Annotated in this window: 20 protein-coding genes and 1 tRNA gene; 11 read left to right on the forward strand and 10 right to left on the reverse strand. The window is 59.6% G+C overall.

From position 1 onward, the window contains the following. Positions 1-51: 51 nt before the first annotated feature. From AB4Z24_RS16160 to AB4Z24_RS16205, 10 genes are all read left to right on the forward strand, one after another. Positions 52-852 carry an ABC transporter permease gene (locus tag AB4Z24_RS16160; RefSeq protein WP_441709883.1) on the forward strand — a complete coding sequence of 267 codons (801 nt, stop codon included), beginning with the start codon at positions 52-54 and terminating at the stop codon, positions 850-852. 10 nt (positions 853-862) lie between these two features. Further along, positions 863-1654 carry an ABC transporter ATP-binding protein gene (locus tag AB4Z24_RS16165; RefSeq protein WP_441709885.1) on the forward strand — a complete coding sequence of 264 codons (792 nt, stop codon included), beginning with the start codon at positions 863-865 and terminating at the stop codon, positions 1652-1654. Positions 1655-1818: 164 nt separating this feature from the next. Further along, positions 1819-3096 carry a Glu/Leu/Phe/Val family dehydrogenase gene (locus tag AB4Z24_RS16170; RefSeq protein ID WP_441709887.1) on the forward strand — a complete coding sequence of 426 codons (1278 nt, stop codon included), beginning with the start codon at positions 1819-1821 and terminating at the stop codon, positions 3094-3096. A gap of 267 nt (positions 3097-3363) precedes the next feature. After that, complete coding sequence (locus AB4Z24_RS16175) at positions 3364-3564, forward strand: hypothetical protein (RefSeq protein WP_441709889.1); 201 nt, start codon at positions 3364-3366, stop codon at positions 3562-3564. A gap of 125 nt (positions 3565-3689) precedes the next feature. Next, positions 3690-3890, forward strand: a complete 201-nt coding sequence (locus AB4Z24_RS16180; RefSeq protein ID WP_441709891.1) for a hypothetical protein — start codon at positions 3690-3692, stop codon at positions 3888-3890. A gap of 76 nt (positions 3891-3966) precedes the next feature. Next, the gene (locus tag AB4Z24_RS16185; protein WP_441709893.1) at positions 3967-4530 is read left to right on the forward strand and encodes a TetR/AcrR family transcriptional regulator; all 564 of its coding nucleotides are present in this window, start codon (positions 3967-3969) and stop codon (positions 4528-4530) included. Between the two features lie 305 nt (positions 4531-4835). Continuing rightward, positions 4836-5972 (forward strand): efflux RND transporter periplasmic adaptor subunit, encoded by a 1137-nt coding sequence (locus AB4Z24_RS16190; protein ID WP_441709894.1) that lies wholly within the window; start codon positions 4836-4838, stop codon positions 5970-5972. After that, positions 5969-9061, forward strand: coding sequence for an efflux RND transporter permease subunit (locus AB4Z24_RS16195; RefSeq protein WP_441709896.1), 3093 nt, complete (start codon positions 5969-5971; stop codon positions 9059-9061). The genes AB4Z24_RS16190 and AB4Z24_RS16195 overlap by 4 nt, the downstream gene beginning before the upstream one ends. A 29-nt stretch (positions 9062-9090) precedes the next feature. Continuing rightward, entirely contained in the window at positions 9091-9675 is a 585-nt protein-coding gene (locus AB4Z24_RS16200; protein WP_441709898.1) for a TetR/AcrR family transcriptional regulator, read from the forward strand. A 113-nt stretch (positions 9676-9788) separates the two neighbouring features. Then, positions 9789-10637: an alpha/beta fold hydrolase gene (locus AB4Z24_RS16205; protein ID WP_441709900.1), complete on the forward strand. Its 849-nt coding sequence runs from the start codon at positions 9789-9791 to the stop codon at positions 10635-10637. 258 nt (positions 10638-10895) lie between these two features. Here the strand turns inward: AB4Z24_RS16205 and AB4Z24_RS16210 are convergent. The 7 genes from AB4Z24_RS16210 to AB4Z24_RS16240 all read right to left on the reverse strand — a co-directional run bounded on the left by AB4Z24_RS16210 (position 10896) and on the right by AB4Z24_RS16240 (position 18431). Next, a tRNA-Lys gene (locus AB4Z24_RS16210) sits at positions 10896-10971 on the reverse strand. Between the two features lie 192 nt (positions 10972-11163). Continuing rightward, the gene (gene rodA, locus AB4Z24_RS16215) at positions 11164-12300 is read right to left on the reverse strand and encodes a rod shape-determining protein RodA (protein WP_441709902.1); all 1137 of its coding nucleotides are present in this window, start codon (positions 12298-12300) and stop codon (positions 11164-11166) included. Next, entirely contained in the window at positions 12300-14102 is a 1803-nt protein-coding gene (gene mrdA / locus AB4Z24_RS16220; protein ID WP_441709903.1) for a penicillin-binding protein 2, read from the reverse strand. The genes rodA and mrdA overlap by 1 nt, the downstream gene beginning before the upstream one ends. Continuing rightward, the gene (gene mreD, locus AB4Z24_RS16225; RefSeq protein WP_441709905.1) at positions 14099-14614 is read right to left on the reverse strand and encodes a rod shape-determining protein MreD; all 516 of its coding nucleotides are present in this window, start codon (positions 14612-14614) and stop codon (positions 14099-14101) included. The genes mrdA and mreD overlap by 4 nt, the downstream gene beginning before the upstream one ends. After that, a complete protein-coding gene (gene mreC, locus AB4Z24_RS16230) occupies positions 14611-15561 on the reverse strand; it encodes a rod shape-determining protein MreC (RefSeq protein ID WP_441709907.1) in 951 nt (316 codons plus the stop codon). The genes mreD and mreC overlap by 4 nt, the downstream gene beginning before the upstream one ends. 40 nt (positions 15562-15601) lie before the next feature. Next, positions 15602-16642, reverse strand: a complete 1041-nt coding sequence (locus AB4Z24_RS16235; protein ID WP_441709909.1) for a rod shape-determining protein — start codon at positions 16640-16642, stop codon at positions 15602-15604. A gap of 208 nt (positions 16643-16850) precedes the next feature. Beyond that, entirely contained in the window at positions 16851-18431 is a 1581-nt protein-coding gene (locus tag AB4Z24_RS16240; RefSeq protein ID WP_441709911.1) for a 2-isopropylmalate synthase, read from the reverse strand. Positions 18432-18899: 468 nt separating this feature from the next. Between AB4Z24_RS16240 and AB4Z24_RS16245 the strand changes: the two genes are divergently transcribed. Beyond that, on the forward strand, positions 18900-19466 hold the full coding sequence (locus AB4Z24_RS16245; protein WP_441709913.1) for a cytochrome b: 567 nt from the start codon (positions 18900-18902) through the stop codon (positions 19464-19466). A gap of 4 nt (positions 19467-19470) precedes the next feature. Here AB4Z24_RS16245 and AB4Z24_RS16250 read toward each other — a convergent pair whose 3' ends face one another. The 3 genes from AB4Z24_RS16250 to ilvC form a co-directional block, all read right to left on the reverse strand. Next, complete coding sequence (locus AB4Z24_RS16250; protein WP_441709915.1) at positions 19471-20382, reverse strand: PhzF family phenazine biosynthesis protein; 912 nt, start codon at positions 20380-20382, stop codon at positions 19471-19473. Between the two features lie 114 nt (positions 20383-20496). Next, entirely contained in the window at positions 20497-21240 is a 744-nt protein-coding gene (locus tag AB4Z24_RS16255) for an NUDIX hydrolase (RefSeq protein WP_441709917.1), read from the reverse strand. A gap of 611 nt (positions 21241-21851) precedes the next feature. Next, positions 21852-22871: a ketol-acid reductoisomerase gene (gene ilvC / locus AB4Z24_RS16260; RefSeq protein ID WP_290989996.1), complete on the reverse strand. Its 1020-nt coding sequence runs from the start codon at positions 22869-22871 to the stop codon at positions 21852-21854. Positions 22872-22892 lie beyond the last annotated feature (21 nt).

Raw genomic sequence — 22892 nt, forward strand, 5'->3', positions numbered from 1 at the left:
CATATTCCTTCCCGCGCGGCCACCACTCCCACTCAACCATGGATCTGTCACGTGGCGGCCAAATCTATAGCGACCACTGTCCTTAAGCCGTTCGGGCAAATCTCCAGTGGCTTGACCCTTGCTCTCGGGGCTTTGATCTGGGCGCTCGTGGTCGGGCTGTGGATTTTGCTGAGCTATGGTGGGCTTGTGCCCACCATCTTCCTCCCCCCTCCAGGCAAGGTAGTAACGACGGCCGTCTCCCTCATCGGTGATGGGACGCTCCTTCAGCATACGATTGCTAGTCTGGAAGTGGTGCTGATCGGCTTTGCGGTATCGTCAATGGTTGCAGTTCCACTCGGTCTCTTCATGGGAACTTATCCGGCTATTAAAGCGTTCCTTGACCCGCTTGTGAACTTCATCCGCTACCTCCCCGTAACCTCTTTCGTGCCCCTGCTGATCCTTTGGGTGGGTATCGGGCTTGAGCAACGGGTGTCAGTGGTCATCATCGGAATCTTCTTCCAGCAACTGGTCATGGTCGCCGATGCGGCTCGGTCCGTCCCACGCGATCTCGTCAACGCGGCTTACACCCTGGGGACACGCCGTTTTGAAACACTCTGGCACATCGTCTTTCCGGCGACCCTGCCCAATATCATTGATGTGCTTCGCGTGACGATCGGCTGGGCCTGGACATATCTCGTCGTTGCTGAGCTCGTCGCTGCCCGCTCTGGCCTCGGATACATCTCCCTCAAAGCCATGCGAGGATTTCAGGTCGACGTGATTTTCCTCGCGATTGCCGTGATTGGACTGCTGGGCCTTACGACCGACTATGCCTTCCTTCTGCTTCGCCGCTACGTTACTCCTTGGGCACGTTGAGACAATGCTGATGCTGAATAAGGCTGATACTGGATTGTCGGCTATCGCTGTCGAAGACGTTTCCCTCCGGTACGGCGAGGGCGAAAGCTCTGTCCTGGCTTTGAGCAATCTTTCGCTTGGGGTGAAATCCAACGAATTTTGCGTAATTGTCGGGCCATCAGGCTGCGGCAAATCCAGCTTGCTTTATCTCATCGCCGGTCTCGAGGATCGAACGAGTGGCACGATAGCCGTTGGTGGCGAAGTGGTGACTGAGCCTGGCGCCGATCGCGGGATGGTCTTTCAATCCTATACACTATTCCCATGGCTGACCGTGGCTCAGAACGTTGAATATGGGCCAAAGCTCAAGGGCGTTGCACCGGCAGAGCGGAAAGCGATCGTCGATCACTATCTCGAGGAAGTAGGGCTGGCAGACTTCAAAAATCATTACGCAACCCAACTTTCTGGCGGAATGAAACAACGCGTCGCCATAGCACGAGCTTTGGCCAATGATCCTGCCGTGCTCTTGATGGATGAACCCTTCGGAGCACTCGACAGTCAAACTCGCCACTCCATGCAGCAGCTCTTGCTCAGGGTATGGGATCACACAAAGAAGACCGTTCTCTTCGTAACCCATGACATCGATGAGGCGATCCTCCTTGGTGACCGCGTTGTTGTGATGTCAGGTCGCCCTGGAAAGATTCTGGAAGAGCTTGCCATCAACTTCCCACGGCCGCGCACGTCCGATTTGACAATGGAAGCAGATTTCATCGCCCTTAAGCGCCAGATCCTGGCGCTTCTCCGACAAGACGGTGCCGAATACTAGGGTCTCCTTCGGCCCCTTTGTTGGGGTCGACGGGCATCTCCGCAGATTCGTTCCTCAAAGTATCCCGCTAGCGTCGCGCGATGCTTATCAGCCGAGCCTCCGTTTCGGAGCTTTTTCAATAAGCTAAACCACGACATGGAAGCGATCTCGCGATGAACCAAAGAATGTCCTCCGAAAGAGGCTCGAAGCACCTCTCCTTCATCGAAACGGCATCACCGAATCCGTGGTCCACCTATCTCGCTCAAGTTGATCGCGTCACGCCGTACCTGAAAAACCGTGCTCGCTGGGTCGAAACGCTTAAGCATCCCAAGCGCGCATTGATTGTCGACGTTCCGATCGAAATGGATGACGGCAGCGTTCGCCACTTCGAGGGATACCGCGTCCAGCACAATCTTTCTCGTGGACCCGGCAAAGGCGGCATTCGCTTTCACCCACAGGTCACTCTCGACGAGACGAAGGCTCTCGCAGCTTGGATGACAATCAAGACGGCCGCGATGGATCTTCCCTTCGGAGGTGCGAAGGGCGGAGTGTGCGTTGATCCCTTTACCCTCTCGCAGAACGAACTGGAAAAACTCACCCGCCGCTACACCAGCGAGATCAGCCTCATCATCGGTCCGACCAAGGATATTCCTGCTCCCGACGTCAATACCAGCGCGCAGGTGATGGCCTGGATCATGGACACCTACTCCATGCAGGTCGGCTTTACGGCTTCGGGAGTGGTCACGGGAAAGCCGATCCACCTCGGTGGCTCGCTTGGCCGCGTAAAGGCCACGGGGCGCGGTGTCTTTGTTACAGGCCGGGAAGCTGCGTCGCGCATTGGGTTGAAGATCGAAGGTGCGAAAGTTTCCATCCAGGGGCTGGGAAACGTCGGCTCGGCGGCGGCGGAACTTTTCGCCGCCAATGGAGCCAAAGTGGTTGCCGTGCAAGATCAGTGGGGAACGCTAATCGACGAGCACGGCCTCGACATTCAAACTTTGTTGGCGCAACCGCAAGGCATCCGAGGCGTGAAAGGTGCACTGGCAAATGACGGAGCGTTCTGGGACACGCCTTGCGACATCCTGATTCTGGCGGCCCTTGAATCGCAGATGACCCCGGAAAGAGCGCGCAAAACAAAAGCAAAGCTCGTCCTCGAAGGAGCCAACGGGCCGACATTGCCCGATGCTGATGACGTCCTCGCCGATCGTAACATCTTGGTCGTGCCAGACGTCATTTGTAACGCCGGCGGCGTGACCGTCAGTTACTTTGAATGGGTCCAAGACTTCTCAAGCTATTTCTGGAGCGAAGAGGAAATCAACGCTCGCCTCGACAAGCTCATGGTCGACGCTCTTCGGAAGATTTGGACTTGTGCAGAAAACAACAAAATTTCCTTACGCACCGCGACTTACGTCATTGCGTGCGAACGCATCCTTGCCGCGCGCGAGGAACGTGGGCTCTATCCCTGATCTATGATCCCTAATTTCCGTAAGCTGCAGAGCGACCGGAGGCCCGGTTACGCCATCGATCGTCTCCCATTGGGCCCAGTTGGCTGCTTTTTTAGATTTTGATTGACATCTAACGTGCGACACAATCGCCTTTCCCATTCAACGACGGACATCGCGCTTGACCATTTGGATGTCAATTAGCATCTATACATAAGATGATGATCGTCATCTAATCAGGCCACCGGCCACAAGTCGGCGGTGTAACTCTCAGTCAAATGGAGAATGACAATGAAAGCTCTGATCATCGCCACTCTTGCCACCGCTGCTCTTTCCGCTGGCGCCTTCAGTGCCCAGGCTTTGGATGAAACCGATCGAGCAATGGGTGCCGGCTCGTATGTCAATCCAAACGGGCCTGCCAAAGGTTCTTGGGTTCAGTCGGCGTCGAACGTTAGCCATGCAGGCGCAGTCGTGACCCGCAAGAAGCGCTGAACGGTCGTTCCAGAAGATAAACGGGGACCGAGGTTATTTCGGTCTCCGTTTCCTTGTCGGACGCAATCAACAGATCTTGACATTTGGATTTCGCTCAGCATCTAATGCTTTAATGGAGTCGAAGCATGGGACACGATACTTCCAAAGCCAGTTGGAGCGGCCTCTGGACATGGCTCGATCGCGTCGGGATGGCCGCCGAGTATGACCCGCTCGAAGAATTGCAGGCGCGCGTTTTGCGCTTGGAAGATGAGATAAGCTTGCTTCGGCGAGACCCTAATAGGGCGCTGTCGGCACTGTGGGGCGATCCAAAGCGCCGAGTGACCTGAGAGTGGTGGCGAAAGCCGGAATATATACGCAACTGCACGAAACAGAGGTTTGACGATGCGAGTGTCTCGAGAGGTCATGGCCCAACGGCACGATGAAATCATTTCCGAGACGTCGAAGATGCTGCGTCAACGGGGCATCGTCGGCACGAGCCTCGCAGATCTGATGGCGGCGGCTGGTCTTACACATGGCGGCTTCTATAAACACTTTGACTCAAAGGATGCCCTCGTCGCGGAGGCGACCGAAAGGATTTTCGCCGAGATCAACACCCGCTTCGAGGAAAGAGTTCAGTCGCAAGGTGCGAGGGCAGGGCTCAAAGCCTATGTCACCGAATATCTTACGTTGGCACACGTCAAAAAGCCGGAGCTGGGCTGTCCGATACCGTCGTTCGGCCCAGATATCAGCCGCGAACAAGGTGCGGTAAGGGGTGTATTCACGGGCGGTGTTAAGACCACTCTTTCACTCATCATGGAAGGCCTGTTGTGCCCGCCTGCCGATCGCCGGGAAAAAGCCGTTGAACTCATGTCGCTGCTGTCTGGAGCCGTATCGATGGCTCGGGCGACGGACGATGAGAAGCTGTCCAGCGAGATCATTGCCTCTGCACGTAAGCGGGCAAGTCAAATCATCGAAGCGCGTCGATAATCGAAAAAATCGTCTCGACCCTGACACGATGAGCCTTGGGCATAGCCTGAGGACCGTGGGCGCTTGTCGGATGCTAACGCCGATGCACAGCTCGACCGGAACGATTTAGATACCAGGCAATTCTCCGCACCCTTCTGCCTTCGGATCGGCATAAGCCTTTTTCCAAGACAGGCTTTTTTGGCTTCGCAAGAAAGATGTCGATCGGCATCTTTTTCTTCTTGTAAATTTTAGATGTCAGTTATACTCTATATCTGCGAGGTTGAAAATTGGAAGATCTGTGAACGCCATTGGGCAGTGAGGTCATCATGGAAACTCTGGAAAGGAATGCCGGCCAATTCCGTTCAACCGGCACGTCGTGGCGGAAAGCGTCGGGGGTTATTGCAGCCACTGCGCTTTTTTCGGTGGGCGTTGCTGGCTGCAAGCCATCAGATGCCGATCCAAGGACGGGCGTTCCGCTCGTCCGCGTCGCCACCGTTCATTTGGCTGGCGCCGCCGAGCGTTCCTACACGGGCGTGATTGCCGCGCGCGTGCAGAGCAACCTCGGCTTTCGCGTATCCGGAAAAATCATCGAGCGCCTCGTAGACACCGGCCAGACGGTCAAGGCCGGGCAACCGTTGATGAAGCTTGATCCAGCCGATCTGAAACTCACAATTGACGCTCAAAACAATGCGATCAACGCAGCGCGCGCAACGGCCATCCAGGCGCGCGCGGACGAAGCGCGTTACAAAAAACTTGTGGGCCCGGGTTGGGTTTCCAACCAGCGCTACGAGCAGGCGAAATCGGCCCTCGATAACGCGGAGGCGCAGCTCGCGGCCGCCGAAGCCAATGCGCAGCTTGCCCGCAATGCGCAGGATTATTCCGTTCTGGTCGCCGATGCCGATGGCGTCGTGATGGAAACCCTTTCCGAGCCTGGCCAGGTCGTCTCAGCAGGACAGACCGTTGTACGGCTCGCCCACGCGGGACCGCGTGAAGCCGCTGTCAATCTGCCCGAAACTGAGCGGCCCGCAGTCGGCTCAGAAGCGTCCGCGACCCTCTATGGCGATCTCAAATCCCTATCGCCGGCGCGCCTGCGCCAGCTTTCAGATGCGGCGGACCCAAGCACGAGAACTTATGAAGCGCGATACGTTCTGGCGGGAGCGGCCGCAAACGCTCCCCTCGGCGCAACCGTGACGTTACACATCCCGCAGCTCAAAACAAAAAATGTCGTCGAGGTGCCCGTTAGCGCGATTGTCGACAATGGCACGTCCTCCGGCGTCTGGCTGCTCGATCAGCAGAAGATGGTCGTCGACTTCCGGTCCGTAACGCTGGCCGGTGTCAGCGAAGAAACGGCTCTCATCAGCAAGGGGATCCAGATTGGTGATCAGGTCGTCGCCCTTGGTGCGCGACTTCTGCGTGAGGGCGATAGCGTTCGCGTCGATGGCGACGAGACGGCTTCGCGATGACAAATTTCAATCTGTCCGCACTGGCGGTCCGCGAACGCGCCATCACGTTGTTTTTGATCATCGCAATCACCCTGGCGGGAGCATACGCCTTCGCGAAGCTCGGCCGGGCCGAGGACCCTCCCTTCACCATCAAGACTTTGACGGTGAGTGCCATGTGGCCCGGAGCGACGGCTAAAGAGATGCAAGACCTCGTTGCAGAACCGCTTGAAAAGCGCATGCAAGAGCTTCGTTGGTATGACCGCGTTGAGACTTTTACGCGCCCTGGCCTAATGTTGATGAAGCTGGAACTGAGAGACCAGACGCCTCCAGCCGATGTCTCAGAGCAATTCTACCAAGCGCGCAAGAAACTCGGAGATGAGGCGCCCAAGCTCCCAGCCGGCACCATAGGACCGTTCATCAACGACGAATACGCGGATGTCACCTTTGCCCTCTATACGGTGCAGGGAGACCGGATGCCACCGCGTCAGCTAACGCGAGAGGCGGAATCCCTGAGGCAACGCCTTCTCCACGTCGCTGGTGTCAAGAAAGTCGACATCCTTGGGGAGCGACCCGAGCGAATTTTCGTTGAGTTTTCTTATGCAAAACTCGCGACGCTTGGGATTAGCGCCAGCACGATCTTTGACGCTCTCAATCGGCAGAATGTCGTTACAGCGGCCGGGTCCATCGACACCAATGGTCCGCAGGTGTTCGTGCGCGTCGAAGGCGCCTATGATGATCTGCGAAAGATTTCCGACACGCCGATCGTTGCGGGCGGCCGCGTTCTGAAGCTTTCCGACATCGCGGACGTGAAGCGGGGTTATGAAGATCCTTCTACCTTCCTCATCAGGCATAACGGCGAGCCGGCGATGGTGCTTGGCGCCGTCATGCAGGATGGCTGGAACGGTCTTGATCTCGGCAAGGCGCTGGACGCGGAAGAAGCCAAAATCGCGAAGACCCTTCCCGTGGGCCTTTCCTTTACCAAGATCATCGATCAGGCCGAAAACATTCGCGAATCGGTCGACGAGTTCATGTTGAAGTTCTTCGTGGCGCTTGCGGTCGTCATGATCGTGAGCTTCCTGAGCCTTGGCTGGCGCGTCGGCATCGTCGTGGCTGGGGCCGTGCCTTTGACGCTCGCCGCCGTGTTCGTGATTATGATGTATACCGATCGAAACTTCGATCGCATCACGCTTGGCGCACTGATCCTCGCACTTGGACTCCTCGTCGATGACGCGATCATCGCCATTGAAATGATGGTGGTGAAACTCGAAGAAGGCTACGAACGCACCAAGGCGGCGGCCTATGCCTGGAGTCACACGGCGGCCCCGATGCTGTCAGGAACTCTGGTAACCGTCATTGGGCTGATGCCTGTGGGCTTCGCCAAATCTACGGCGGGCGAATATGCCGGCAATATCTTCTGGATCGTAGGATTTGCGCTCATCACATCCTGGATCGTCGCCGTCGCCTTTACTCCCTACTTGGGCGTGAAGCTCCTTCCGAACATCAAACCGGTCGTTGGCGGCCACGCCGCAATTTATTCGACGCCGAACTACGAGCGTTTTCGGCAATTGGTCGGTTGGTCGGTCCGTCGCAAATTCATCGTTGCCGGCTTCGTGGCACTGCTTTTCGTCGCGGCTGGAGTTGGCATGGCTGGGGTGAAGCAACAATTCTTCCCGAGCTCTGATCGGCGCGAACTGCTCGTCGAGGTGCAGTTGCCCGAAGGCACAAGCATCGAAGTTACGAGCGCCGCCGTCGCCAAGGTTGAAGCGTGGCTGAAGTCGCAGCCGGAAGCCAAAAACGTGACTTCCTTCATCGGTCAGGGCGCGGCTCGTTTTTTCCTCGCTTACAATCCGGAATTACCAGACCCCTCGTTCGGTAAAATCGTCGTGTTGACGCCAAGCTCGGAAGCTCGGGACGCCTTGAAATGGCGCATCCGGCAAAAGATCGCGGAAGGCCTAGCACCTGAAGCGCGCGTTCGCGCGACCCAGTTTGTATTCGGGCCACCTTCGCCATTTCCCGTTGCGTTCCGCGTCATGGGGCCCGATCTCGCCAAATTGCGGGAGATCTCTCAAAAGGTGGCCGAGATCATGCGCGCCAATCCGCACACGCGGGAGGTCAATACGGATTGGACGGAGCGAACCCCTACGGTACGATTCACCTTGGATCAGGACCGTTTGCGCTTGATCGGGTTGTCTCCCAACGATGTCTCGCAACAACTGCAATTTTTGCTGACCGGCGTGACGGTGACCGGCGTCCGCGAGGACATCCGCACGGTTCAAGTCATGGCACGCAGCGCCGGACCCGACCGGCTCGATCCGACGAAGCTCGGCAATCTCGTGCTGCAAAACAACAGCGGCCAATTGGTGCCGCTGAGCCAGATCGGACGCATCGAAATCGTTCAGGAAGACCCGATCCTGAAACGGCGTGACCGCACACCCACGATTACGGTGCAGAGCGACATCGATGAAACCCTGCAACCGCCGCCTGTCTCCCTCGAGGTGGAGAAGGCTTTACAGCCTCTGATCGCATCGCTCCCTGATGGCTATCGCATCGAAATGGGCGGAAACATTGAGGAGGCAACCAAGGCCAACAACGCATTGGTCCCGGTGTTTCCGCTCATGTTCATCCTCACGCTTATCGTGATCATTTTACAGGTCAGGTCATTTTCAGCGATGTGGCTGGTTGTTGCTACGGCGCCCCTGGGACTAATCGGCGTGGTTCCGACGCTCTTGATCTTTCAGCAACCGTTCGGATTCAACGCCATCCTCGGCCTTATTGGGTTGTCGGGTATCTTGATGCGAAACACCTTGATCCTGATCGAGCAAATCAAGAGCAACAAGACCGACGGGCTCGACGACTATCACGCCGTGGTGGAGGCAACGGTGCAGCGGGCTCGCCCCGTCGTGCTTACGGCGATGGCTGCCGTGCTCGCTTTCATCCCGCTGACGACGTCCGTTTTCTGGGGCTCGATGGCCTACACGCTCATAGGTGGAACGGCAGTCGGCACCTTCCTGATCCTGCTGTTCCTGCCGGCCCTCTACGCCATTTGGTTCCGCGTTCGTCCAACGGAAAAAATACAATCGCACGTCGCTGAAGCGCTCGTGACGGTGTGATCGAGACCAAAAAAGAAAGGCAACGTGTCATGCGCCTGTCACGCGATGCAAAAGCTCAGCATCATGAAGAGATCACTTCAGCGGCGTCGAGGATGTTGCGCGAACGCGGGATCGAACGGACAAGTGTCATCGATCTGATGCAGGCAGTAGGACTGACCCACGGCGGCTTCTACCGTCACTTCAAATCGAAAGACGAACTCGTCGCTTCGTCGACCTTGAAGGCGTTCGAAGAAGTCGTTCAACGGTTCGAGAAGAGGACGGTGGAAGCAGGCCCCAAGTACGCGCTCATCGCCTATGTGCTCGAGTACCTGTCAGATTTGCACCGCAATGATCCCTCTTTGGGCTGCATGGTTTCGGCGTGTGGAGCGGATGCATCCAGACAGAGCGCTATCGTCCGCGAAGCCTTCACAAATGGCATCAGCAAAGTTCTCGAACTTGCAGCAGACGGATTGTCCTGCCCGGAGGAAAAGCGAGCCGAGCGCGCCATCGAACTCGGAGGGCTGATGTTGGGAGCGCTCGTCATGGCGCGCGCCACGAACGATGCGGACTTATCGGAGACCATTCTTGCAGAGGCGCGACGCCGTGCGCTGCAAATCATCGAAGAGAAAGTTTGACGTCCCACGCTGGCGGGAAATCCGACATCGCGCCCGGTCGCCATCAGGCACTCTTAGCAATCGAGAAAGCCAACTGGATTTGCTCTTCTTTAAAAACTCAAAGGAGAAATCGAATGTCAATTCCGCTCAAAACCGAACCCAGCCTGCTTCAAATTTCGGATACGCTCAGCCTGCGCTACCAAAAAACCGGCGAAGGGCCACCTCTAGTCCTCATGCATACAATTCGGACGCAGCTCGAATATTTCCGAAGTCTGGCACCTGTCATCGCCAAATCGTACACGGTTTACGCTATCGATCTTCCAGGACACGGTCGTTCGCCGATCGATCCGCATGCGCGCCTCGATGAGCCTTATTTCAGGCAAAGCGTCATCGGCTTCATAGAGAAACTCAATCTCACCGACGTTACACTTGTCGGCGAGTCGATCGGGGGCGCATTGGCTCTAACCGTCGCGGCCACAATTCCGCAGCGCGTGAAGCGCGTTTTTGCAATCAACCCCTACGACTACGAATCCCGCTACGGCGATGGCATTCGACGTGGCAACTGGTTCGCGAATTTTATCATCGGAAGTTTGCAGGTTCCGGTTCTGGGCGCATTCAATGCGTCACTGGAGAACAGGATGGTCCTCAAAAAGATCATGGATGGCGGATATCATGATCCGAATAAACTTCCTGCCGACCTTCTCACAGAATTCGATAAAGTGGCCCATCTTCCCGGTTACAAACGTGCCGCGCGAAAAGTGCTGGGGGGTTGGCGATCTTGGAGCAAGGCGCGGGACCAGTATCGGGGAATCACAGCTCCCGTGACGCTGATCTATGGCGACAACGATTGGTCGCGCCCCAACGAGCGGGAGCGAACCCATGCCCTGGTCCCGCATGCACGCATGTTCACACTTAAAGACACCGGGCACTTTTCCGCCGTCGAAAATCCGCCGGAACTGGCGCGCATCATCCTGGAAAGTTAGTGAGAGAAAATCGGAACGTCGGCCCAATGGAAATTGATGATGCCACTTTAGAGAGGAAGGTTTCTGGCACATTCGGCAACTTTTCTTCGTATGCTCCCGAGCGATAATGACCGCTAATGGCCTAGAGCGGGCCTTCGCTTCAGGACACGCAGAGGTATGATTTCGAACGAAGAGCCGGCGTCCCGATAGTGGAGATTTCTCGGAGTCAGCTGCAAATGCAAAACTGACTTCAAAAATTTTGCAGCTTTCGCAAGGATTTGGTGGGTGATCACGGGCTCGAACCGTGGACCCGCTGATTAAGAGTCAGCTGCTCTACCAACTGAGCTAATCACCCGTACCAATCGCCGTCCCGGCAAACGGAACCAAGCGGCTCCAAAGGACGGCGAAGGGGCCCGAATACGGGCCCCTTGGACGGAGCGAATAGCATCGGCCGAAGGCTCTGTCCACCCCCTCGCCCAAACTATCACAGTCCATTGAAATGAAGCCCGATTTTGCTGGCGTTTCCGGGGGGAAACCCGCCCTCGGCTCATCCCCGGCCGTTCCGGCCATGCACATAAGCCGACATGGCAACCCCGAGGCCGATCATCAGGGTCGTCATCGACGTGCCGCCATACGAGACGAGCGGCAGCGGAATGCCGACGACGGGCACCAGCCCCGTGACCATGGCCAGGTTGATGAAGACATAGAGAAAGAAGGTCATCGCCGACCCTGCGATGGCGAGCCGGGCGAAGCGGTTCTCACACCGCTGCGCCATCAGCATCATCATCAGGATGAGCAGACCGTACACCGCGATCAAAAACAGCATCCCGGTGAAGCCCCACTCCTCGCCAATGATGCTCGCGATGAAGTCCGTATGTTTCTCAGGGACAAAATCGAGCTGGCTCTGGGTGCCCTGCATGAAGCCCTTTCCCGCAACGCCGCCCGCTCCAAGCGCGATCTTCGACTGCGTGATGTGATAGCCCGCGCCAAGGGGATCCATGCCGGGATTGAGAAACACTTCGACGCGCCGCTTCTGATAGTCATGCATTCCCGACCAGATCACCGGCATCGACGCGAGGGCAAGTAAGCCGCCGAGCGCGAAATAGCGAAGCGGCACGCCGGCGAGGAACATCAGCGACAGGCCCAGCGCAACGAACAGTGCGGCCGATCCGAGATCCGGCTGCTGCATGGTCAGGAAAACCGGCACGCCGATGATGAGAAGCGGCAGCAAGACAAACAGCGGCTTGCCCACTTTTTCCGGCGGCACCTGAAAATAGAAGCGCGCCAGCGCCGCAACGAGCGCGAGCTTCATCAGCTCCGATGGCTGAAAGGAGATTGGACCAGCATCGATCCACCGTTTCGCTCCGAGCGCTTCCGAGCCGATGAACGGCACGAGCGCCAGCATCAGAAGCGCCGCGAGATACACGGGATAGGCAAGCTTCATCCACACATCCAGCCGCACGATCGCCATGGCGACGACGATGCCGAGCATGATGAGGAAGCGGAGCGTATGCCGCTCGGCCCAAGGCTGAAACGAACCGCCGGAAACGGAATAGAGCGTTGCCGTTCCGATGCCAGCCAGCAGAGAGGCCGTCAGGAGCAAAGGCCAGTTGATGCGCCACAGCTTCTCGCTGAGGCGAAGCGGCCGGCCGAAGGTGCTGCGCGTGGCGAATAAGGTTTCCATCATCCCGCCTTCTCGCCGGAGTTCGTCGCCGGAACAACGCCGCCGCCCGGCGCAATATCGCCGTGGGCAGGATCAGTGCGGTCGACGGCGAGATTGAGAATGTCGCGCGCGAGTAGCGCGGCAGTCGCGTTGCCGTCTCCGCCACGCTCGATGACGGTCGCGATCGCATAGCGCGGCGCCTCCGCCGGCTCGAACCCGGCGAAGACTTTCGCCCCGCCGGACTTGCCGGCAACCATTGGCCTCCCCGCGCCGAGCTTGGCCTCGCTGGCGCTTCCGTCCTCGTCGTTGACGACGGCGGCCATGCCCTTGCGAATGGCGTCGAAACTGTCCGCTCCGAATGGCAGCGGATGAAATTCCGGAGCGCCCGCGCGCTTCTCCACCACTGGTACGATAGCCCGTCCGCTGGCGATACGAGCCGCCATCACCGCGAGCTGCAACGGCGTCGCCTGCATGTAGCCTTGCCCAAGGCCGGTCAGCAGCGTCTCGCCGCCGAGCCACGACGCATTGAGATTGCCGCGCTTCCAATCCGGATCCGGAACTAGCCCGGCCTTCTCCTCGCCGACCCCCACATTCGACGTCCCGCCGAGCCCCATCGCGCGCGCCGCCGCCGCGATCCGTGTGATCCCCAAACGGCTCGCCACCTCGCAGAAGAACACTTCGCAAGACGATCGGATCGCCTCGTGCACCGACAGGCTCCCGTGACCGTCATGCTTCGAGCAGCGGTAGACTTCGCCGCGATACGCATAGTGCCCGTCGCATTGAATGCGTTCGCCCTGCGAAAGAACGCCGGCATCGAGACCTGCAAGCGCCGTCACGACCATGAACGCCGATCCCGGCGCATATTGTCCGGCGATCGCGCGATTAAGCAGCGGCTTGTCTTCCGACTGCACGAGTTTCTGCCAGTCCGCGCCCGCGATGCCGCCCGCAATCGCGCCCGCATCGAAACCCGGAACCGATGCCATGACGACGATGCCGCCGGTCGCAATATCCAGCATCACCGCCGCCGCGCGGCCTTCACCTTGCATCCGGTCCGTAACGAGCCGCTGCAGCTCGGAATCGATCGTGAGCGTCACGTCCCGCCCCGCAACCGGCTCGACCGTTTCAAGATTGCGGATGATACGTCCGCGCGCATCGACTTCGACCTTCTGAATGCCGCCCGTGCCGCGAAGCTCGCCGTCGAATCCAAGTTCGGCCCCGCCCTTGCCGATGCGCATTTCCGGAAGCCGCGCGACCGCGTCGTCGTCGATGGCGAACCGTTCGACGCTTCCGACATAGCCGACGACATGACTGAGTGCAGGTCCATCGTGATATCGGCGGCGCAACGCGGCGTCCGTGGCGATGCCGGGGAGGCTCGGCGCGAAAAGATTGAGCTGCGCCACCTGCTCGAAGCTCAAGTCCGACGCGATCGTCGTCGGGACGTAGCGTCCCTGCTTCCGCGCCCGCACGACGATCTTCGCGATCTCATCGTCCGACAGCGGCACGATGCGGCTGACGCGCCGAAGCACGCCAACGCTGTTCTTTGCGAGACCCGGCGTGATCGTGACGCGAAAAACCTGCTCGTTGTCGGCGAGCAGGCGGCCATAGGCATCGAAAATACGCCCCCGCTTCGGCGCCAGTACTTGCAGATTGATACGGTTATCTTCGGCGAGCGGCCCATAGCGGCGCGCGCCCAGCACCTGCAGATCGAACACCCGCCAACCGACAAGGCTTAAACCCGCCGCCTGCACACCGCCAAGCAGCAAGCTTCGCCGTGTGAACTGATCCCCGCGCCCGCGCTCGTCCCCATCGGACACATCCGTCATCCGCTGCCTCGCGTGAGACGGATGCCTCGGGCGGGCCGCGACCAGAAACGGAAAGCGCTAAGCAACGGCACGAGCACGAAGGCCGCGACTATGGTGATCAGCGTGCTCCGCGCATAAGGCTGCCAGTCGAGCAGCTGCAGAAAATAGAGCGATGCCAGCATCCACGAAAAGCCCGTCACCGCAACGATCGCGACGGCAAGCAGCGCCATTCTACCGGTGGCAGTCTCTGTCCGAGCGCGTGATGCGAAGATCGCGACGATGTACGTAAACAAATAGACGAGCGCCCAATACCCGAGAGGTCCTTGCGTCAATACATCGAGTGTCAGGCCCGCGATGAAGATCGCCCACTCCGGCAACCACGCATCGGGATCGAGCGTCCATTGATAGATCGCGATCACCGGCAACAGCGGCAACACGAACCGATCCTCCGCCGCCAAGCCCCACGGCAGCGCCGCCGCGAGTGTCAGCACCGCGACGGAAATGACCGGCATCAGCAGGCGGAGCGACCTCATTTGGCTTTCCCCGGCGAAGCATTGCCAAGCGAAGCATTGGGCGGCGAAGCGGTGTTGTTCGCTTCCCCCGCGGGTTTGCGGTTCGAAAGCTCGTCGGTGAGATCGTGAAACGGATCGGCGAAGAAAAGTACGCTCACGTAGTCCAGCCGGTCGAGATCGGCGCGCAACGCAACGCGCGGCTCCGAGAGATTGCCCGCGACGGAACCGAGACGAAGCCCGGCTGGAAAGAGGCCGCCCGTGCCCGACGTCGCCACATCGTCGCCGATCGCGATATTGGCGTCGTCCGGAATGTAGATCAGCTTCGGACGCGAGCTGTTGTCTCCCGCAAGAATTCCGCGCACGGCGTTGGGCCCGATTCGAACTGGGATCCGGCTGTTGAGATCGGTCGCAAGCAGCACGCGCGCCGCATCCGGGGCGACATCGACGATCCGACCGACAAGCCCATCGGCGTTGACAACGGGATACCCCTCTTTCACGTTTCGTCCGCGTCCCGCGTCGATCGTCACGCTGCGAACAAATGCGCCGCTCGCATCCGAGATGACGCGGCTCGTAATGAAATCGAGCTTTTGCGCGGGCACGGCCTTTGCCAGCGCTTCGAGATCGGCAACCTTCCCCTCGAGTTGTTGCGCCCGCCACTTCCAGCTTTCGAGCTTTTGATTTTCCTGCCTCAGCCGCTCGAGTTCGTTTCCAAGGTCAACTTGGGTCGATATCGATCGCCCGATCTCGCGGACGGGTGCAGCCGGGATCATGGCGCCCTGCAATACCGGCGTCAGCCACGAAGCAGCGCGCCATCGCACGTCGCCGAGCATGCTGTGATCGAGACGGCTGAGAAGCAGCAAGCCCGATGCCGCAAACACGAGCAGCAACAATACCGGGCGCACGCGCTTTCCCGGCGCCGCATGATCCGTGCGTCGCAAAAAGAGATTATGATCCTTGAGCCGCGTCATGCCGCTTGTCCGCCGCTCTCGACCCGCTACACGAAAAGGGTCAGGGTCTGATCAAAAGATGCTCGCGCTCCTTGAGCGTTCGCAGTATTGCCGCTGTTCCCGTTATGACGCATTGCTCCGGCACTTCGGGTAAATGAACTTTGACGCCGACCCTGCGTTCGAGCTCCTCGTCGAGCTTCGTCAGCTTCGCGCCGCCGCCAGAAAGATAAATGCCGCGCTCGCAGATATCCGTCGAAATCTCCGGCGGCAGATCCTCGATCGTATGCTGAATGAATTCCGCGATCTGCTCGACGGTTCCTTCGAGCGCCTCGGCAATGTCGTGCGGCCCGAGAACGACCGTCTTTGCCTTGCCTTCCTTCATCTCCCGGCCGCGAATAACAATTTCCGCCGTTTCACCGTTGATGACGCGCGATGCCGATCCCGCCTCGATCTTGATGCGCTCGGCATTTGCTTCGCCGATCACCAGCTGGTGCTTGCGCCGGACGTAACGGACGATAGATTCGTCCATCGCATTGCCGCCACAGCGGATCGAACGCGCCTGCACCACGCCGCCGAGCGACAGAACCGCGACATCCGTCGTCCCGCCGCCGATATCGACGACCATCGATCCCTTGGGCTCGTCGATCGGCAACCCGGCTCCGATCGCCGCCGCCACCGGCTCCTCGACCAGAAACACTTTGCGCGCGCCCGCCGAAAGCGCCGTCTCGTAAACCGCACGCCGCTCCACGGGCGTCGCACCGGCCGGCACGCAAACCAGAATCCGCGGACGAATGAATTCGACGAGCGACTTCGTGCGGCGGATGAATTGGCGCAGCATTTCTTCGGTGGCGATGAAATCGGCAATCACGCCATCGCGCAGCGGCCGGATCGTCTCGATGCTTTCCGGCGTCCGGCCGAGCATCTGCTTCGCTTTCTCGCCGACGGCCAGAACATCGCGGACGCCGCCACGCGAGCGGATGGCGACGACAGACGGCTCATTGATGATGACGCCCCGCCCCTCCACGTAAACGAGCGTGTTCGCGGTGCCGAGATCGATAGCAATGTTGTCGGAGAGGACGTTGCTGAAGCCTAAACCGAACATTCGCGAACCTGGCCTACTCTCTGCCGCTGAGTTTATGAAGTGGACGGCGTTATACAAGAATGCCGCCACGTCCAAAGCAAGGCTTCTGCGCGAATGTTAACTGGCGGCCGTCCCTTTCCATATACCGCCAGACGGACGCGGGGTAGCGCACAGTGCTCCTGCATGCCACCCCGCCAAATTAAGCGAAAACTCGCTCTATTCTTCTCTTCTAGACTGCCTGCTGCGCCTGGGCGGTTTTCTGCCGCTTGACGACAAGCTTGTTCAGCGCCGCGACGAATGCCCGGGCGGAGGCGACGAGCGTATCCGGATCGGCGGCGCGGCCGGTAGCAATACGGCCATCCTCCTCGAGACGAACCGACACTTCCGCTTGCGCATCGGTGCCCTCCGTCACCGCGTGCACCTGATAAAGATCGAGACGCGCATTATGCGGGAACAGCAGTTTGATCGCATTGAAAGTTGCATCGACCGGCCCATTGCCCGCGCTCTGCACCGTTTTCGACTGCCCGTCGACATCGAGCGTCAGCGTCGCCGATTGCGGACCCATCGTTCCGGCGATCACGGTCAAAGCCGTCACCTTCACCCGGTCGTTCATGTGCGCCATGCCGTCGTCGACAAGCGCCTCGATATCTTCGTCGTAGATGTGCTTCTTCCGGTCAGCGAGCGCCTTGAACCGGTTGAAGGCATCTTCCATCGCGTTGTCGCCGAGCGTGTAGCCGAGCTCCTTCAGCTTCGACTTGAACGCCGCGCGCCCGGAGTGCTTACCCATGACAAGTGACGATTTTCCGACACCGACCGATTCCGGCGTCATGATCTCGTAGGTCTCGGTATTCTTCAGCACGCCGTCCTGATGAATGCCGCTTTCGTGCGCAAACGCGTTCCGGCCGACGATCGCCTTGTTGTACTGCACCGGGAAGTTCGTCACCGCCGAAACAAGCTTCGATGCCCGCGACAGCATTTCGGACTTGATGCCCGTGTCATGCGGCAGCAGATCGTGACGCGTGCGAATGGCCATCACGATCTCTTCGAGCGCGGCATTGCCCGCTCGCTCACCGAGACCGTTTATCGTGCATTCGATCTGGCGCGCCCCAGCGCGAACGCCGGCGAGCGAGTTGGCGACCGCGAGGCCCAGGTCATCATGGCAGTGGGTCGAGATGATGACCTTGTCCATGCCGGGAACGCGCGTTTTCAGCATCGTAATGAGGTCGAAATACTCTTCCGGCAGCGCATAGCCGACCGTATCGGGAATGTTGATCGTCGTCGCGCCGGCCTTGATCGCCGCTTCCACGACCCGGCAGAGATAATCGTGCTCGGTGCGCGTCGCGTCCATCGCACTCCACTCGACATCGTCAGTGTAGCCGCGCGCCCGCGTCACCGACGCGACGACGCGCTCGTAAACCTGCTCCTGCGTCAGCTGCAGCTGATGCTGGCGATGCAGTGGCGACGTGCCGATGAACGTATGAATACGGCCGCGCTTCGCTGGCTTGATCGCCTCGCCCGCGCGGTCGATGTCGTTGAAGTTCGCCCGCGCCAGGCCGCAAATGACCGACTGCTTCGCGAGCTTGGCGATCTCCGTCACGGCCTCGAAATCGCCGTCCGACGCAATCGGAAAACCGGCCTCGATCACGTCGACGCCCATCGCGTCGAGAAGCTCGGCGACCTGCAGCTTCTCCTCGAACGTCATCGTCGCGCCGGGGCACTGCTCGCCGTCGCGTAAGGTTGTATCAAAAATTATGATCTTGTCGGCTTCGCGCTTCGGCGCTGCCGGCGCGTTCTTGCTTTCGGAAGTCATCGCTTTTTCATCCTTTGCCGGGCGACTCTTGGGTCTGCCGCGAGCGCTATCAAGCTCTATTTGGTGGCCGTCTGATCCCCTGGGCACGAACCCGGCGACGGCCGGGCGTCATGCGGCCCAGGGGCCAGTAAGGAGAAGCGAAAATAGGAACTTAGGCGCGAGGGTGCCGCCGCGGTTGCTCGTAGCAAACGCCAAAGTTGCAGCAATGCCGGTCGCGCACGCCATGAAGGCAGAAGTCCGATCCGTGGGACCCATCCGGTCCAACAATTCAATCGAGGGGTGAATAACCGATCTGGTTCCCGGAAATCAAGCCGTTCCGCCGCCGCGGCCAGGAACACGGCCAAGCATCTGCAACAAAACCGGCCGTCTTCGGCAATTTTCGTCCCATTCCAACGGATAACGGTCGCAAAACTCGTTCAGAAACTGCCACAAGGACCAATCCGAAGCATTCCCCGGGGAGAAGATTGCGTGACCGTAGCCATTGAACCATCCACCGAAGCGAACGCGTACCCGCCGGCCCTCGTCGCTCTGCACTGGTTTACGGCATTGGCCTTCGTCGCGGTGTTCGCCGCCGTCGAGTTCCACGAATCCTTTCCAAAGGGCGACCCGACGCGCGACCTGCTCATGCTGGCCCACAAATCGCTCGGGATCACGATCCTGCTCCTCGCCATCGTCCGCATCCTGTTGCGGACCCGTATCGTCGCGCCTCGGATCATCCCCGTGCCGCCAGCTTGGCAGACGGGCATCTCCCATCTCACCCACGCCACGCTCTATGCTGCGATGGTGACGTTGCCGTTGCTTGGCTGGCTGATGTCGAACGCCGCAGGCCGCCCCGCTCCCTTTTTCGGCCTCGAGCTTCCCTCCCTCATCGGCGAGAACAAAGACCTCGGGCGCACGCTGAAGGAGGCGCACGAGCTCATCGGCAACGCGCTCTATTTCATTATTGGCTTGCACGCGTTCGCCGCACTGGCGCACCACTACGCCTATAAGGACAACACGCTGTCCCGCATGATGCCGGTCCTGGCGCGCAAGTAGAAGATCAGATCTTCAGCGTTCCCTCGGCGACGCGCACGGCATAGCCGCCGATGCGCACGCCTTCGAGCTTCCCGCGCGCGACCGTCATCGTCAGCGAAATCGCGCTCGGCCGCCCCATTTCGAAGCCCTGCTCGATACCGCGCTTGTGTACGCCGTCGGTCAGGCCGTCGAACTCCTGGATGACATAGGCGAAGCTCGCCGCAGCCGCCCCCGTCGCCGGATCTTCGCTCACGCCCAGATCCGGCGCGAACATCCGCGCATGAAACGCCGATTGCCCGCGCACGCACTGCCGCGTGTAGAGATAGACGCCACTGACGCCGCGATCCGTGAACGCCCGCGCCCAATGCTGCGGAGAAATGCGCACCTTCGCCATGGCCTCGAGGTTCGACACCGGCACGAAGGCAAACGACGGCGCACTTCGAACCAGCGTCGGCTTGTGATTTTCGAAGGTGATCTCGCTCGGAATGAGACCCACTGCCGCCGCGATCTGCTCGGGTTCCGGCAACAGCTCCGGAACGCAGCTAAGCTTTGGCGCGTCGAACTCTCCGAACGACGCCCCGCCCGCGCGCATGCGCACGCCCACCCGAAGGCTGCCGACCTCTTCCTCGAGCGCGATAATCGCATCGCTCTCGCCGTTTCCGAGCATCGCGCGAAGCTCGGCCAGCAGCACGGCCGTGCCGATCGTCGGATGCCCCGCGAACGGCAGCTCCCGGCTCGGCGTGAAAATGCGGATGCGCGCCGTATGCCCCGGGCTCGTCGTCGTCAGCACGAACACCGTCTCGGAGAGATTGAACTCCCGGGCGATCGTCTGCATGTCGGCGGTGCTCAGCCTGTCGGCACCAAGGACCACTGCGAGCGGATTGCCGCCAAACGGCCGCTCCGTGAAAACGTCCAGGACATGATACGTGAGCGCCATCGTGCGCCATACTCCCCGCTGCTGCGCTCAAGCCGGCGAGCGACCGCGTGAGCGGCGGCACCATGCGGCAAGCCTCCGCCGCCGCCAAGCTCTTTTTCACGGAGCGCACGAGCCCTAGCGCGCGGCGAAAAGCGCCTCCAGCAATGCGCGCGCATAAGGCAGCATCTTGAGATCGGCGATGCCGGTGAGGCTTGCAACCGGAATGATCGAATCCAATTCCGGATCGTCGCTCATCGCGTTGTGTTCGTCGACGAGCTTCGCGATCTCCGCCGTCGAGAGCGCCGCATTGAACAGGATCGCGAAACACACCTGCGTGCCGGATCGCACAACGATGAAGCGGCCCTCGCGTTCGACATGGTTCGCGACCACTCCGAGTTCTTCGGCAATTTCCCGCCCGATGTGGCGCGCGATATCGATCGTGCCGTCGGGCTGCACATCCCGCGCGTCGATGAAGCCCGATGGCAGACAGGCAAAACCATAGTTGACGTTCCCCGGCATTTGCTGCGCCAGCAGAATGTCGCCGTCGGACGAGCGAATGACCGCCGAGCCAAAACCGTCGAGAACACCGGCCTCGGGATAGCCGCTCAGCCGCCAGTAGAGATAGCTTTTGAAATCCGTGCGCGTCAGCGTTGCTTCGAACACGTCATCGCCGAAACGCACGCTATCGATCAGATGCACGATGCCATTGAAATACGAGGAATTGGATTTTGTCGCCGCCTGCCAATGCGCGTCGATATCGGCTGCATGCGCGAGCGCAAATGGCCAAGGCTCACCCGATAGTTTCAGCGAACAATTCGAAACGGATTTTACGCCGTCTACAAACGGAAAAACGGCATCCGGCATTGCGCGGTCTTTCACGTGCAAACCTCACGCAAATACGGCGCGAGGGAATAGCAGCCGCAAATAAGTCTCCATCTGACTAAAACGCGCCCCCGCAATTTCGGCTCCTCTTTAAATGCTCGAAGCACAAATATGTTGGGCGCTTAGCGATGTGAATTCCAACTGCACAAAAAAGCTCTAGCCTTCGCTTCAGCCAAGTTTGGTCATGACCCGGCCAAGATTCGAACCGCATATGACACTCACGACAGCGTCGCTGGGGGGCGACAGTCAAGATCTCCCAGCACCTTTGGCCGGTTTCAGCAGCCTAGTGTTGCACTAGGTACATTGCGGCGAGGTGTGATGATGGATCACCTGCCGCCCGATGGAAACACCATCGGGCTCACGCAGCGGCCGCGCTGCGTCAGAGCCCCTTTATATCCGAAGAAGCCGCGCAAGCGGCAGAATCGGAAACGGGCGGCAGAGGTCCCCGCTCCTCTGCCGCCCGCGTTAGTCCCGGTCGATTGGCCGAAAGGTCAGTTGGCTGGATTTGACGTAGACCGCCCGCGCTGCCGCACGTAAACCCTCCCCAAAGCGCAGTAGTGCGGGCGGTTCCAGCTGTCTGGACCCCGCCCGAAAATCTACCGCAGCGATCAGTTCTTGCCCTTGTCGACGAGCTTGTTCTTCGAGATCCAGGGCATCATCGCGCGTAGCTTCGCACCGACTTCCTCGATCTGATGGCTGTCGTTCAAGCGCCGCGTCGCCTTGAAGTTCGGCTGCCCGGCCTTGCACTCCAGCATCCAGTCACGCGTGAAGCGGCCGGTCTGAATGTCGGCAAGCACGCGCTTCATCTCCGCCTTCGTCTCCGGCGTGATGATTCTCGGACCCGTCTTGTACTCGCCGTACTCGGCCGTGTTCGAGATCGAGTAGTTCATGTTGGCGATGCCGCCCTCGTAGATGAGGTCGACGATCAATTTCACTTCGTGCAAGCATTCGAAATATGCCATCTCCGGCGCATAGCCCGCTTCGACGAGCGTCTCGAATCCAGCGCGGATCATTTCGACGAGACCGCCGCAAAGCACGGCCTGCTCGCCGAAAAGGTCCGTTTCGCACTCTTCGCGGAACGTCGTCTCGATGACGCCTGAGCGCCCGCCGCCGATGGCCGACGCATACGAAAGGAAGAGATCGTGCGCGTTGCCGCTCTTGTCCTGATGGACGGCGATCAGGCACGGCACGCCGCCGCCCTTCTGATATTCGCCGCGCACCGTGTGGCCGGGCCCCTTCGGCGCGACCATGCCGACGTCAAGGTCGGCCCGCGGCTCGATCAGGTTGAAATGAACGTTGAGGCCGTGCGCAAAAAGAAGAGCCGCACCCTTCTTCATGTTCGGCTCGAGCTGCTCTTTGTAGATGTCGGCCTGCAGTTCGTCCGGCGTCAGCATCATGATGACGTCGGCCCACTTCGCAGCGTCGGCCACTTCCATGACCTTGAGACCAGCGCCCTCAGCCTTCTGCGCCGAAGCCGAGCCCTTGCGCAGCGCAATGACGATGTCCTTGACGCCCGAGTCCTTCAAGTTCAACGCGTGCGCATGGCCCTGGCTGCCGTAGCCGACGACCGCGACTTTTTTCGATTTGATAAGGTTGATATCGGCATCACGATCGTAATAGACGCGCATGGGCGGCCTCTCGGGTTCCCC

The sequence above is a fragment of the Hyphomicrobium sp. 2TAF46 genome, from assembly GCF_052114865.1.
GTDB lineage: Bacteria > Pseudomonadota > Alphaproteobacteria > Rhizobiales > Hyphomicrobiaceae > Hyphomicrobium_B.